Raw genomic sequence first — 12,398 nt, forward strand, 5'->3', positions numbered from 1 at the left:
ATCACCCCTTTTGTGATGGCAGCTTTTTCCCCGTTTCCCTCCCCGCCTCATTTTTCCTGAACGTCAGACAGAAAAAAACCAGCCTTGCGGCTGGCGGTAACAGTCACCATTACTCAAGAATCGGGAGTGAGTCAGGTATCACACTGACATCATGAGCTGCTTTAATGTCACTGAGTATGGACGTAATATACGGAAATAAAAATGGACAGAAAATTGACCGGAGTTCCTCTTTTATGAGCACACCACGCCTCCAGCACCAGTTTATCCGCCTGTGGCAGCATCATCAGGGTCAGGAAACCGATACCACGCTTCAGGAGATCGCCGATATCCTGCACTGCTCCCGCCGCCATGTCCGTTCTCTGCTCAACAGCATGCAGACCGCAGGCTGGCTCAGCTGGCAGGCGGAAACCGGACGGGGTAAGCGCTCACGGCTCAGTTTTCTGCAAAGTGGCCGGGATTTACAGCACGCCCGCGCCGAACTGCTGATTGAGCAGGATAATATCGAAAAACTGGTGGCGATGGTCAATGATAAGGATGCAATGCGCCAGATGGTGCTGTCCCAGCTTGAGCGCAGCTTCCGGCAGGGAAAAAGCCTGCTGCGCATTGTCTATTACCGTCCTTTTTATAATCTGCTGCCCGGCTCACCGCTGCGCCGCTCAGAGGTTCATCTGCTGAGTCAGATTTTTAACGGACTGACCGCGATAAATGAGGAAAACGGGGAAGCGGTTCCGGCGCTGGCACACCACTGGCAGCAGAGCGGTGAAAAACAGTGGCGTTTCTGGCTGCGTCCGGCGATTTTTTTCCATCACGGCCGTGAATTGCAGATGGTGGATATCATTTCCTCTTTTGAGCGGCTGCGCGACACACATCCGCTGTTCAGTCATATCCGCACTGTCCGCTCGGATATGCCTTATATTATTGATATCACGCTGAGTGAGGCTGACAGCTGGTTTCCGGTACTGACCGGCAGCCCGCACGCCGCGATTCTGCCCCATGAGTGGCAGGAACTGCCGGATTTCGCCCGCCATCCGATCGGTACCGGGCCGTATCAGGTCGTCTGTAATAATGACCGCAAACTGACTATACGCGCCTTTGATCACTATTACGGCTTCCGCGCCCTGCTGGATGAAGTCTCTGTGCTGGTGGTGCCGGAACTGGAAGAGAAAATGGTCTGCACCACACTGCATATCGGTGCTGACGGCCCGGAGCGGGATTCACTCGACAGCCGGATGGAGGAAGGCTGCTATTTTCTGCTGCACGATGCACGTTCGGCAAAAGGGGAACGGGAAGATATCCGCCGCTGGCTCAACAGCCTGATGACACCGGTCAATCTGCTGTATCACTGCGAGCCCCTCTATCAGCGCCACTGGTGGCCTGCTTACGGTCTTCTGCTGCGCTGGCATCACAGTAAGCTTATTCCGCCCTGCGAAAAACCGGCGGATCTGACAGAACTGACTCTGACGTATTATCAGGATCACCACGAATATCATGCCATCGGCAAATTATTACAGCAGTTACTGGCGGAACAGGGTGTGAAGCTGACGATTAATATCACTGATTACGATACCTGGTTTAACGGTGATTGTGACAGTGATTTCTGGCTGGCCACCGCCAACTTTTATAAGCCGCTGGAGTTTTCCGTCTTTGCCACCTTGTATGAACTGCCGCTGCTGCGCCGCTGTCTGGGGGATGATCTGCACACGCCGCTGAAGCAATGGCGGCAGCGCTCACTGTCACTGGCGGCATGGTGTGAACACATCATTGATCAGCAGATGTTGTTCCCGCTGTTCCATCACTGGCTTGAATTACAGGGTCAACGCAGTATGCGGGGAGTCAAAATGAATACCTTCGGCTGGTTCGACTTTAAATCCGCCTGGTTTACCCCTCCGGAAAGTTAATTCACAGAAAAAGGCAAAGTTATAAACACCCTCCGATAAAAAACCGGCTTTTATTCACGTTTTCTGTGGATATAGTTGTGAAAAACGCAAGGGTAATGGGGGTATAGTTTTTAACAGACCACGGTTGATAAAATCACAACCGTTAAATAAACCCTGATAAATCATTTCGATGCAGAAATAAAAAAAGAGAATCGTCTGAAAAATTAACCGGTATTTTTTTCCGCAGACTTACACAGGACAAAAAATGACCACACCCGGGGTTATCCACAGATTGTGGCTCATCCGTGAGCAAAACCCCTGCTGACACGCGAAAACAAGCGGAAGTCAAGCCTGTAAATCAAACCAGTAGTGAGGTCATTTTCCACTTATCCCATAAAGCTGTGGATAACTCAGTGTAAGATCCTGTTCATTGTCTGAGGATGCAGGTGCACAACCCGGCGGGGTTATTCCTGCGACGAAAATTAATAGCTATATATCAATAAATTAGATAATATTTATTTTTCATTCATGCCTATGTATTATTTTACCGGATATTACTGTTCAACTTTTAAGCATATAACATGACACCTCTTTTTCCGTCCCCGCTGCCCCCGGCCAGTGAATCAGAACTGCTCAGCCGCGCGCAATCCCTTGCCGGTGCTACTTTCGGTGAGCTGGCCGGCTGCGCCGGTATACCGGTACCGCCGGATCTGCGCCGTGATAAAGGCTGGGTCGGAATGCTGCTGGAATACTGGCTGGGCGCGGAAGCAGGCAGCAAGGCCGAGCAGGATTTCGCTCACCTGGGCGTCGAGCTGAAAACCATTCCTGTGGATGAATCCGGTGTGCCGCTGGAAACCACCTTTGTCTGCGTGGCACCGCTGACCGGCAACAGCGGCGTAACCTGGGCCGAGTGTCATGTGCGTCATAAACTCTCCCGCGTATTGTGGGTGCCGGTGGAAGGTGCGCGTCATATCCCGCTGGCAGAGCGCCGTGTCGGCTCACCGCTGCTGTGGTCGCCGTCTGATGAGGAAGAGCGCCTGCTGCGTGCCGACTGGGAAGAACTGATGGATATGATTGTGCTGGGAAAAGTGGAGCAAATCACCGCCCGTCACGGCCAGGTCATGCAGATCCGCCCGAAAGCGGCCAACAGCCGGGCACTCACAGAAGCTATCGGTCCGCACGGACAGCCGATACAAACACTGCCGCGCGGCTTTTATCTGAAGAAAAATTTCACCGCGCCTTTACTTAAACGCTATTTCCGGTGCTGATCACTGTTTTGGGAGTTTGCTCCCGGTAAATATGAATCGCTTCAGTCATTAATACCTGTCCGAAAATAATGACAACAGGAGTGTTCCGGATGAAAAAAAATTTACTGACACTTTCACTTGCAGCTGCATTACTGACTCCCGCCCTTCCCGCTTTTGCTGATACATCCGCCGCTGATATGACACTGGAACAGGTTCTGGTGATGAGCCGCCACAACCTGCGTACCCCGATTGTCAACACCGGTATTCTGACCGAAATCACCGATAAAACCTGGCCGGCGTGGGATGCGCAGAGCGGTTACCTGACCACCAAAGGCGGTGCGCTGGAAGTCTATATGGGGCACTATTTCCGCGAGTGGCTGGATGAGAACAAACTGCTGCCGGATACTCTGTGCCCGACCGGTGAAAAAGAGCTGAATGTATATGCCAACAGTCTTCAGCGCACTATCGCCACCGCGCAGTTCTTTACCGCCGGTGCATTCCCGGGCTGCACGATCACCGTCAATCACCAGCCGGAAATCGGCACCATGGACCCGGTGTTTAACCCGATCATTACCAATGACAGCGCAGAGTTCAAACAGGCCGCTCTCGCGGCAATGGAGAGTCATTATAAAGGGCTGGATCTGACGCCGGGCTATCAGGCACTGAATAACGTGCTGAATATCAAAGACTCGGAACAGTGCAAAACCAATAAACTCTGTTCACTGGCAGACGGTAAAAACAGCTTTATTATTGAAGCCGGTAAAGAGCCGGGCGTGAAAGGGCCGCTGAAAATGGCTAACTCCGCCGTGGATGCCATCGACCTGCAATATTATGAAGGTTTCCCGGCAGACCAGGTCGCCTGGGGTGAAGTCACCACACCAGCGCAGTGGACTGTCCTTAATACGCTGAAAAACGGCTACCAGGAATCCCTGTTTACCCCGCGTATCATTGCAAAAAATGTCGCGCATCCGCTGCTGAACTACATTAATCAGCACTTTGCCGCCGCCGCGCTGGGCAGTGAAGCGAAGTTTACCTTCCTGGCCGGGCATGACTCCAATATTGCCTCGCTGCTTTCCGCACTGGAATTTAAACCGTATCAGTTACCGGAACAATATGAACATACGCCAATCGGCGGCAAATTAGTGTTCCAGCGCTGGACAAATAAAGCGGATAATAAATCCTATGTGAAGATTGACTATATTTATCAGTCCTCCGATCAGCTGCGGAATAACAGTTATCTGTCCTTAAAAACACCACCGCAAAAAGTTACTCTGGAACTGAAAAATTGCCCGGTTGATAAAAACGGCTATTGCGGATGGGAAACGTTCCAAAAAGTAATGAACGACAGTTTGTCAGAATAAACATTATATGTTCATATTCCTGCCCGGCTTACCGTTGCCGGGCTCTTTATTTATATCCCCGTCACGCTTCGGATAACACTGATAGATTAAGACATCGTAAGCCGCTACTATTTAACAATCTGAAAATCATCACGATATTTTATTACTCATTTATCAGTATCGGCACCCGTCCGGGAATTAACGGTCATATACCGGGCTGAATACACGGATATCATTAATACGATGAAATATTTAAAATCATTACCTATTCCATTATTTATTATTGCAACTGTCTTAATAAGTTCAGGTTGCAGTCAGAAAAACTATGATGTCGATACCGGTGAAAAAATAATTTATCCCTCCTCTGACGGTGTATTACTGGGCGCCTGTGATAAATGGACACTGAAGGATGAACAAATCCGGAAATTAATTTCCATGAGTAAACCCTACACGGCACTGCCATACGGCGAATACAGCCAGACGCCGTGTAATATGAGCGGTACAGTGGTCATTAACGGTAAAACCTGGGATTACCTGCTTAACGGCGGCGGGATTATCACACTGAGTATTGATGGCATGGTGCGCTACCGCGGCTGCAATACCAGTGCCTGCAAACCGTATCTTCTGCTGCCTTACCGGGGGAAATCTTTTGCCGTCAAAGATGGTGATACGCTGGTAACAGAAAACGACAGCACTGAAAACCGGGGTAAACTGCTGAGCCGTGAAAGTGTCGCACAACGGCAGCAGCACAATAGTGATCCGGGAATGGTTTCCGGTGCGCCGTCTGACGGCACGATGGTGAATCAGGAGACAGGTCCGGAATTATTCCGGCCGGATAACGGCCAGATGCGCAGACCGGACGCACAACCGGTCACCGGTGGTCAGAGCGGGCAAACAGCGCCTCAGGGACAGCCGGGCACACCGGTTTCTTCAGAGCGCAACGGAAAAGTACCGTCCGCACGGCCAAAAACTGAAAGCAGCCATACACCATCGGTGAAAGACAAGATCATCTCCGCGGCAGAATCGGCCATGCCATCCGCAGAGATTGAGGCGCCGTCAATATCCGCGCCGGAAGTGGGGTTCTCCGTTCCGGGAACATCAGCACCTTCTGTTGATGTCAAAGCCCCGTCAATCAGCCTGCCGGCAGCAGAAATCTCTGTTCCGGCACTGAAAACGCCGTTCTGATTGTCTCTGACGTACAAAAACCCGCCCCCGGCGGGTTTTCAGGCCGTTGACAAACCCGCAGGGATTGGCGACGACCGGCAGAGGTTGTAAAAATAAACCAGGAAAATCAATTTATTGATTTTCGGCTGATAACGCTTTCGGTGATAACACAAAGCAGGAAAAACCACGTTTTATCCTGCTTTGTCAGCAATCTCAAAACCCGCCCCCGGCGGGTTTTTTAATACCTGCTCCGCCGCATATTCCGTGCTCTGTTTCAGGCTGCCCATATAACAATCCATACCGTCGGTAAACAGATGGAACAGACAACCGACCGCCACTGCCCGAACTTTCCATGACGGGATCAGCAGCAAAACAAGATAAACAGCCGCAGCCCACACAGTATGCAGCGGATGAAAACCGACACTGCATCTGTCCGGATCAAATACCGGGTCCGCCAGCAGGTGATCCGCATCGATCACCATGGTGGCAATCATAATAATTGACGCTGCTTTCCAGTGCTGACGCCAGAACAGCCGGGCAAACAGAACCGGCACCAGAAAATGGCAGCCGTAATGCAGGATATTCCGGAAAATTTCAAATGCCACAGTGACTCCGCTGACGGGTTATCCGTTTTAATAACGGCTATCATAACGGAAATAGCGGAGGCTATCCGGCAAAAAAGAGTGTCATCCGTAAAAAGACTGAAACACACCATATTCAGGATAACTGCGCCATCATTAACTGGTCTGCTTTGCGGGTTTATCGCTGCATTGTCTTAAGTAAATGAAGAAGATCGGGTATATTAGCCCCTGATTGTTGGCTACCAAGAAAAAATAACTATGATTATCAAACCTAAAATTCGTGGTTTTATCTGCACTACCGCTCACCCGGCGGGCTGTGAAGCCCATGTTCGTGAGCAAATCGCCCGTGTGAAATCCTGCGGCGAACTGAAAAACGGCCCTAAAAAGGTTCTGGTGATTGGTGCATCCACCGGTTACGGTCTGGCTTCCCGTATTAATGCCGCTTTCGGCAGCGGTGCGGCGACTATCGGTGTATTTTTCGAAAAACCGGGCAGCGAAAGCAAAACCGGTTCTGCCGGCTGGTACAACGCAGCGGCTTTTGATAAAGCCGCCAAAGAAGAAGGCCTGTATGCAAAAAGCATCAACGGAGATGCCTTCTCTGATGAATGCCGTCAGACCGTTATTGATCTGATTAAACAGGACTTGGGTCAGATCGATCTGGTTGTTTACTCTCTGGCATCGCCGGTCCGTAAAATGCCGGAAACCGGTGAAATTGTCCGTTCCGCCCTGAAACCTATCGGCGAACCGTACAAATCTGTCGCGCTGGATACCAACAAAGACGTACTGATCGAAGCCGTTGTTGAACCAGCCAATGAGCAGGAAATCGCCGATACCGTCAAAGTTATGGGTGGCCAGGACTGGGAACTGTGGATGAACGCATTAGAGGAAGCCGGTGTTCTGGCGGATAATGCTCAGTCTGTTGCCTACTCCTATATCGGTACTGATTTAACCTGGCCGATTTACTGGCACGGTACGTTAGGTAAAGCAAAAGAAGATTTGGATCGCGCAGCAGCGGCCATTAATCAGAAATTGCAGGCCAAAGGCGGCGCAGCCTATGTTGCCGTACTGAAATCAGTCGTCACCCAGGCGTCTTCCGCCATTCCGGTAATGCCGTTATATATCTCTATCGTGTTTAAGATCATGAAAGAGAAAGGCATTCACGAAGGCTGTATTGAACAGACTCAGCGTTTATTTGCCACCAAACTGTTTAATGGCACATCACCGGAAACCGATGAAAAACAGCGTCTGCGCCTGGATGACTGGGAATTACGCGATGATGTTCAGAACACCTGCCGTGAAATCTGGCAGCAACTGACAGATGATAACATCAATGATTTAACCGACTATCAGGGCTATAAAGCGGAATTCCTCCGTTTATTCGGCTTTGGTCTGGACGGCGTGGATTATGATGCGGATTTAAGCGGTGAAGTTAGCTTCGACGTAAAAGAATTAGTGTAATCATCACTGAAAAACCCGCCGCAGCCCTGATAATTCAGCGGCTGCGGCGGGTTTTCTTTTATCGGACGGTTCAGCGGGTTTCGCAGACCAGCCAGTAATAATGGTTATTATTGAATCCGAACTCATCCAGCACGGTCAGTCCGAGCTTGCGGGTGTGCGCAGCATAAGAGCGCGGATTAACCTTATTGATAAAGGTGACCAGGATATCAAACCGCTGCGACATTTTTTCCAGCGCAAACGCAAACAGCCCTTCCAGCACGCCCTGCCCGCGCAGTGATGCATCAATACAGACCGGACCGTACTGATAGGAATTCTCCGTCGTCAAAGTCTGACCGGCAAAGGTATAATCCCCCAGTTTATCAATCATATGAGCAAACAGCGGCCACGGTGACCAATATTGCCAGGATGCCGCCATCACAAACGCCACGACTTTTCCGTCCTGTTTCGCGACAAATAATCCCTGCTCATTCTCTATCAGATCAATCATCTGCTCATCACTCATCTGTGTGGTGACAAAGCCGTCCGGCTTGTCTTCTTCACTGATGGTGGTCAGATGATATCGTTTTAATAAGGCTTTTACCTGATCCATATCTGCCGGTTCAGCAACACAATATTCCATCGTTATTCTCCGTTATCATTGTTATTCTGCGGCGGGAGGTACCGCAATATCCGCAATGCGATCATGACCGATCACACTGAAATAGTCATCCGCAGCCAAAGACAGAGATCTCACCAGCTCACCGGCATTAAAAAATACCCGTCCGGCACCGGTCAGACGCTTGTCAACATACAGCGTCAGCTCGTCATTAAAGCTGAACGGCGGAACCGCCCCCATCGGGCAGCCGGTCAGCGCCTGCGCTGTTTCCGGCGCGGCAAACGAGGCTTTTTTTCCGCCCGCCAGCTTCGCAATATGTTTAAAATTGACTTTGCAGTCGCCCGGCACAATCGCCAGCACATAGCGGATTTCCGGTGTGCTGCCGATGACCTGTAACACCATGGCTTTCGCCGCCTGGCTGAGTTTATTCCCCCGGATTTTACTTATCGCGTCAGAGCGGCCTTCCGCCGGATGTTCGATCACCTCAAAGGAAACCCCGCGGGAATCCAGTAAACGGGTGATTTTGTCAAATGTTGTCATATAAACCTCACAGTCAGCCGGAGAAACCCTTGCGTCATAATTTACTCTCAACGTACTCTTACAGAAACACACAGAACCCGTAAGAATGAGGCAGAACAGATGGCACCGCTTCCGCGCTACCGGCAGATGGCCGATCAGATAAAACAGGCTGTCCGTGAGGGCGTTTTACCGCCGGACAGCCGTCTGCCGTCCGTGCGCATTCTGGCGGCACAGTACAATGTCAGCCTGACCACCGCGCTGAAAGTGCTGCGCACGCTGGAAGATGAACATGTTGCGGTGGCGCGGCCGAAATCCGGCTTTTTTGTCGCGCCTGTACAGCCGGTTGCGGCGGAAAACCGCAGCACAGAGACATTCACCGCTGATTTTGCCCCGCTGGATGAACAGACAGAACTGCATATGTCGATGGTCGGCGAAGAGTGCCGTGTCCGGCTGGATCTGGCGAACGGCCGCCGGGAACTTTATCCGGTCAGAAAACTGAGTCTTATCATGCGTCAGCTCAGTTACAGCAAACCGTTTCTGCTGGGGGATTCGGTCAAAGGCACCGGCTATACCCCGCTGAAAGAGGAAATCGCCCGCCGGGCGGTCAGTTACGGTTGTAATATCTCTCCGGAAACGCTGCTTATCACTAATGGCTGTATTGAAGCGTTATCACTGGCGCTGCGTGCCACCCTCAGCCCCGGGGATGCGGTGGCGGTGGAATCTCCCTGTTACTTTGTGCTGTTACAGATGCTGCGTAATCTCAATCTGCGGCTGACCGAAGTGGATGCCTGTGACGAGGGGTATGTCGACTGCGATAAACTCACCGCCCTGTTCCGCCGCAAAGCAGTGAAAGCCTTTGTGACACTCGCCAACGTCAATAACCCGCTGGGTAAAACGATTCCGGATGACGTCAAAGCTGAAATCACCCGTCAGGCGGATGAAAACGGTGTGATCATTATTGAGGATGATACCTTCGGCGACGCGGCATTCGGCGGGCAGCGCCCGTTCCCGATGCGGGCATTCAGCCATAATGTCATTCTGTGCAGCGGATTTTCCAAAACCATCGCGCCCGGCGTGCGTATCGGCTGGGTTCACAGTCAGCATTACATGCGTAAAATCACCTCACTGAAATACACCTCATCCATGGGATCACAGGTACTGCCGCAGGCCGCCATCAGTGAACTGCTGAGCAACGGCGGTTATGACGCCCACCTGCGCAGATTACGCCGTGAACTGGCGGAGCAGGTACACAATATCCGCCGTGCCGTACTGCGGGAATTTCCGCCGGGCACCACCGTGACCGAACCGGAGGGCGGTTATGTATTATGGGTTACCATGCCGGAAGGCAGTCTGAATGTGCGGGAACTGTTTCTCAATGCACGCACGGAAGGGATCGGGATTGCGCCGGGGCATATTTTTGCCACCGACAACCGCTATGACCGCTGTTTCCGGCTCAATGCCGGGTTCGGTTGTGATAAGGAAGTGGAGGATGCCATCGCCCGGCTGGCACAATGGTGCCGGGAATCACTGCAAAAACACTGCCGCTGAGCGGCAGTGTGAGATTGCTGACAAAGCAGGAATTACTGAAAATCGCGATCGCTGTACAGTCTGGTCTGTTTGACGGCATTAATATCTTTGGCACCGCCCAGCATCATATTGATACGTAATTCTTTATTCAGTTGCTGAATAACAGAATTTACCCCTTCCGCCCCGCCCAGATTCAGGCCATACAGAACCGGACGGCCGACAGCAACCACATCCGCACCGCTTGCCAGCGCTTTAAAGACGTGCGAACCACGGCGCACACCACTGTCAAACACGATTGGCACACGTTTGTTCACCACTTTTGCAATGGAAGGCAGCACATCAAAAGAGGCCGGTCCGCTGTCCAGCTGACGACCGCCGTGGTTTGATACCCAGATGGCATCCGCACCCGCCTCAATGACGCGGTCAGCATCTTCCGGTGACTGAATACCTTTCACAATGACCGGCAGACCGGATAATTTTTTCACATACTGAATATCATCCGGAGTAAATGCCTGTTTGGCCTGAGCGTAGATCTCGCTGATCCCCGCGCCTTTCCCGGTTTTGGAGCCGTCATTATTCTGTGCGGCAAACAATTCAAGGTTGGCAAATCCTAACGGGAACTGGAAATTGTTGCGTAAATCATCCTCACGCCAGCCGCCGACCGGAGAATCCACGGTCAGAATAATCGCTTTGGCACCACTTTCTTTCGCCCGTTTCAGGGTGAATTCATTAAACGCATTATTTTTGCTCATATAGAGCTGGAAGAAGAACGGATGTCCGTCAGATACCGCCGCCACTTCCTCAATGGTTTTATTTCCGTAGGTGCTGAGAGAGAAAACAGAACCCGCTTTTGCCATGCCTTTTGCCGTGGCAATTTCCCCGTCACGGTGTGCCAGCCCCTGTGCCGCCATCGGTGCCTGAATGACAGGCGTTGCCAGAGGTATGCCCAGGAATGACGTTGAGAGATCGATATCCTTTAATTCAATTCCCTGCATCACGCGCGGCATAATATATTTGCGATCAAAACCGGCGGTATTATCACGCATATTTTTTTCATCTTCCGCACCACCGCGGATATAACCGAATGCCCCTTTATCCATATTGGCTTTTACCTGTGATTCCAGGTCATTCAGGTTAACAATTTTCACCGGCCCTTCTTTGGTACTGGCTTTATACTCTGCCGCGTACGCGGTACTCAGTGTCATTGCCAGCCCCAGCGCCGCAACGGCGAATACACCTGCTTTTGATCTTTGCATAATATGATTCCTGTTCCCGGTATAAATTTATTGTTTAATTGCTTCAGCCTGAATTTTCAGTGACATATTCGCCGGAATACCGGCATCAGCGAGAAAATCAACGCCCCACTGAGTACGATCAATCGTGGTTTCAAAATCACCGCCGCAGACATCTGCTTTAAATACCGGACTGAAATAACAGCCGAATTTCGTTACCTGTAACTGTACCGGATGTGTTTTTCCTTTGATCGTTAAATTACCATCCACCGACATCAGTTTATTTCCGGAAAAATGCCATTTTGATGAATCAAATTTAATCTCCGGATATTTTTCCGCATCAAGAATATCTGCACTCAGCATATGCTGATTAAATCCGTCAATCCCGGTGTTCAGGGTTTTCACCGGAATAGTGACCTGAACATGCCCGGTTTGTTTCTCCGGTGAATAGGCCATATCACCGGTAATATTATAAAAACCGCCGCTGTTGGTAGAGGTATTAAAATGATCAATATAGAACACCGCTTTGGTATGGCCCGGATCTAATTTATAGTCAGCCGCCTGTGCGGTATTCCATAAAAACAGTGAAGCAAACAGCGTTAAGCCGATCTTTTTCATTCTTTCTTTCCTGATTAATATTCTGACAGTCGCCGCCACTCTTTCTGCCGGCCCCGATGCCGCTAACAATACGATGTTCCTTTTCCTGCCGGTAGAGCGGATATTGATAAACACTGTTCTGAAAACAGGATAATCCGGGTATCATAAAACTGTTCTGTTTCTGCAACAGTGAAACCTGTTTTCATGACTACTCCCTGACGATTTCCGCCCTTATTATCAATTCATACATAATTATCAGGA

The 12,398-nt window shown here is 50.8% G+C and carries 11 protein-coding genes; 6 read left to right on the forward strand and 5 right to left on the reverse strand.

Translation table 11 applies throughout. The features are described from left to right. Positions 1 to 233 precede the first annotated feature (233 nt). From sgrR to AAZR23_RS10290, 4 genes are all read left to right on the forward strand, one after another. Positions 234 to 1,898 (forward strand): HTH-type transcriptional regulator SgrR, encoded by a 1,665-nt coding sequence (sgrR, locus tag AAZR23_RS10275; RefSeq protein ID WP_434692273.1) that lies wholly within the window; start codon positions 234 to 236, stop codon positions 1,896 to 1,898. Between the two features lie 560 nt (positions 1,899 to 2,458). Continuing rightward, positions 2,459 to 3,145: a DNA mismatch repair endonuclease MutH gene (gene mutH, locus AAZR23_RS10280; protein ID WP_052926885.1), complete on the forward strand. Its 687-nt coding sequence runs from the start codon at positions 2,459 to 2,461 to the stop codon at positions 3,143 to 3,145. Positions 3,146 to 3,234: 89 nt separating this feature from the next. Further along, positions 3,235 to 4,485, forward strand: coding sequence for a bifunctional glucose-1-phosphatase/inositol phosphatase (agp, locus tag AAZR23_RS10285; protein WP_434692277.1), 1,251 nt, complete (start codon positions 3,235 to 3,237; stop codon positions 4,483 to 4,485). 414 nt (positions 4,486 to 4,899) lie between these two features. Further along, positions 4,900 to 5,649 carry a hypothetical protein gene (locus tag AAZR23_RS10290; protein ID WP_434692279.1) on the forward strand — a complete coding sequence of 250 codons (750 nt, stop codon included), beginning with the start codon at positions 4,900 to 4,902 and terminating at the stop codon, positions 5,647 to 5,649. 170 nt (positions 5,650 to 5,819) lie between these two features. Here the strand turns inward: AAZR23_RS10290 and AAZR23_RS10295 are convergent, their stop codons facing one another. Continuing rightward, the gene (locus AAZR23_RS10295; RefSeq protein WP_166708354.1) at positions 5,820 to 6,233 is read right to left on the reverse strand and encodes a DUF6122 family protein; all 414 of its coding nucleotides are present in this window, start codon (positions 6,231 to 6,233) and stop codon (positions 5,820 to 5,822) included. A 234-nt stretch (positions 6,234 to 6,467) separates the two neighbouring features. Between AAZR23_RS10295 and fabV the strand changes: the two genes are divergently transcribed. Then, a complete protein-coding gene (gene fabV, locus AAZR23_RS10300) occupies positions 6,468 to 7,667 on the forward strand; it encodes an enoyl-ACP reductase FabV (RefSeq protein WP_054423919.1) in 1,200 nt (399 codons plus the stop codon). A gap of 70 nt (positions 7,668 to 7,737) precedes the next feature. Here the strand turns inward: fabV and AAZR23_RS10305 are convergent, their stop codons facing one another. Both AAZR23_RS10305 and AAZR23_RS10310 read right to left on the reverse strand, forming a co-directional pair. After that, positions 7,738 to 8,286, reverse strand: a complete 549-nt coding sequence (locus AAZR23_RS10305) for a GNAT family N-acetyltransferase (RefSeq protein ID WP_046894523.1) — start codon at positions 8,284 to 8,286, stop codon at positions 7,738 to 7,740. 21 nt (positions 8,287 to 8,307) lie between these two features. Continuing rightward, positions 8,308 to 8,802: a YbaK/EbsC family protein gene (locus tag AAZR23_RS10310; protein ID WP_434692283.1), complete on the reverse strand. Its 495-nt coding sequence runs from the start codon at positions 8,800 to 8,802 to the stop codon at positions 8,308 to 8,310. Positions 8,803 to 8,901: 99 nt separating this feature from the next. Here AAZR23_RS10310 and AAZR23_RS10315 point away from each other — a divergent pair, with 99 nt between their 5' ends. Further along, entirely contained in the window at positions 8,902 to 10,329 is a 1,428-nt protein-coding gene (locus AAZR23_RS10315) for a PLP-dependent aminotransferase family protein (protein WP_434692286.1), read from the forward strand. A 32-nt stretch (positions 10,330 to 10,361) separates the two neighbouring features. Here AAZR23_RS10315 and AAZR23_RS10320 read toward each other — a convergent pair whose 3' ends face one another. After that, the gene (locus AAZR23_RS10320; RefSeq protein ID WP_371004855.1) at positions 10,362 to 11,513 is read right to left on the reverse strand and encodes a lactate oxidase; all 1,152 of its coding nucleotides are present in this window, start codon (positions 11,511 to 11,513) and stop codon (positions 10,362 to 10,364) included. A gap of 78 nt (positions 11,514 to 11,591) precedes the next feature. Continuing rightward, positions 11,592 to 12,158, reverse strand: coding sequence for a YceI family protein (locus AAZR23_RS10325; protein ID WP_317419203.1), 567 nt, complete (start codon positions 12,156 to 12,158; stop codon positions 11,592 to 11,594). Positions 12,159 to 12,398: the final 240 nt, after the last annotated feature.

Origin of the sequence: Morganella sp. Je.2.23, from assembly GCF_051129855.1 — a bacterium.
Classification (GTDB): Bacteria; Pseudomonadota; Gammaproteobacteria; order Enterobacterales; family Enterobacteriaceae; genus Morganella; species Morganella sibonii.

Bases quoted from the DNA above. Each gene is read 5' to 3' on its own strand.
- fabV (WP_054423919.1), top strand. From the start codon at position 6,468: ATGATTATCAAACCTAAAATTCGTGGTTTTATCTGCACTACCGCTCAC.
- AAZR23_RS10305 (WP_046894523.1), bottom strand. From the start codon at position 8,286: ATGGAATATTGTGTTGCTGAACCGGCAGATATGGATCAGGTAAAAGCC.
- sgrR (WP_434692273.1), top strand. From the start codon at position 234: ATGAGCACACCACGCCTCCAGCACCAGTTTATCCGCCTGTGGCAGCAT.
- AAZR23_RS10310 (WP_434692283.1), bottom strand. From the start codon at position 8,802: ATGACAACATTTGACAAAATCACCCGTTTACTGGATTCCCGCGGGGTT.
- AAZR23_RS10315 (WP_434692286.1), top strand. From the start codon at position 8,902: ATGGCACCGCTTCCGCGCTACCGGCAGATGGCCGATCAGATAAAACAG.
- AAZR23_RS10325 (WP_317419203.1), bottom strand. From the start codon at position 12,158: ATGAAAAAGATCGGCTTAACGCTGTTTGCTTCACTGTTTTTATGGAAT.
- AAZR23_RS10290 (WP_434692279.1), top strand. From the start codon at position 4,900: ATGAGTAAACCCTACACGGCACTGCCATACGGCGAATACAGCCAGACG.
- agp (WP_434692277.1), top strand. From the start codon at position 3,235: ATGAAAAAAAATTTACTGACACTTTCACTTGCAGCTGCATTACTGACT.
- mutH (WP_052926885.1), top strand. From the start codon at position 2,459: ATGACACCTCTTTTTCCGTCCCCGCTGCCCCCGGCCAGTGAATCAGAA.
- AAZR23_RS10320 (WP_371004855.1), bottom strand. From the start codon at position 11,513: ATGACACTGAGTACCGCGTACGCGGCAGAGTATAAAGCCAGTACCAAA.